Here is a 1,053-nt window from a genome sequence, read left to right on the forward strand (position 1 = left end):
CCTGAAGGCAGGAGTCCTCTCGGAAGAGCAGTTCACGCGGACGGACTCCGGAACCCCCCAAGGAGGAATCCTCTCGCCGCTTCTGGCGAATGTTGCCCTGAGTGCAATAGAGGAGAGATACGAGCGCCACGTCTGGCCGCGCCACAACCCGTCGCACGTGACCGACCCCGAAGCCATCAACAGGCGGGCGAAGGAGGCACGCAAAACCGACAGGCGGCGACGTCTCCCAATCTTCTTCCCCATTCGGTACGCGGATGACTTCATACTCCTCGTAGCTGCCCCACCAGGTCCGCAGCAACATGCGGAAGCTGAACGGCTGGCCCGCGAGGAGAAAGCCGCGCTTGGCTCCTCCCTCAAGGATGCTCTCGGACTGGAACTGTCGGAGACGAAGACGCTCGTGACACCCGTCACCGAGCCGATGCGCTTCCTCGGTCACCACGTCCGTGTGCGCCGCCATCCTGCCCACAGGCGGATGGTCAGCGCCAGTGTCATCCCAAAGCACCGGAGCCAACTCTTCCGTGAGCGAATCAAGCAACTCTTCGAGAGAGCCTCTCTCGGGAAGTCATTGCGAGAGCAGCTCAGGACGCTCAATCCAATACTGCGAGGCTGGGCGCACTTCTACCGCCATGCGTGGGGGGCCAAGAAGGTCTTCAACGGCTTGGACTACTACGTCTGGTGGACCATCGCTCGATGGCTCAAGAAGAAGCACCGTGTCTCGCTGAAACGCCTGGGTAGACGCTATGCATGGCGGAAACCAGGGGGTCGAAGCCTGCGGTGGCAGGACGGAGGAGTTCGCCTCTTCGAAATGTCGTCCGTATGCGTCGAGCAGTACAAGTTGGGTTGGCTGCGCGGACCAGACTACGCTTGAACCATCGATGGAGAGCCCGGTGCACAGCGAAAGGTGCACGCCGGGTTCGGTGGGGGGCGGCCGGAAACCGGCCGGGCGAAAGCCCGGTACGGCGCCGGTCGCCCACCCTACTACGACTGGGACAGCCGGCCCCTGCTCTCCGTCGTCCTCGTCGGCCTCCCCGAGCTCGAGGCCCGCCTGGCCAC

Annotated in this window: 1 protein-coding gene; it reads left to right on the top strand. The window is 63.6% G+C overall.

Annotation, left to right across the window (positions count from 1 at the left end):
- On the top strand, positions 1–868 hold an 868-nt coding region (locus K8638_RS44260; protein ID WP_255663150.1), incomplete at its 5' end, for a group II intron maturase-specific domain-containing protein.
- Between the last annotated feature and the right edge of the window lie 185 nt (positions 869–1,053).

It is taken from the genome of Myxococcus sp. RHSTA-1-4 (assembly GCF_020037125.1).
Taxonomy (GTDB): domain Bacteria; phylum Myxococcota; class Myxococcia; order Myxococcales; family Myxococcaceae; genus Myxococcus.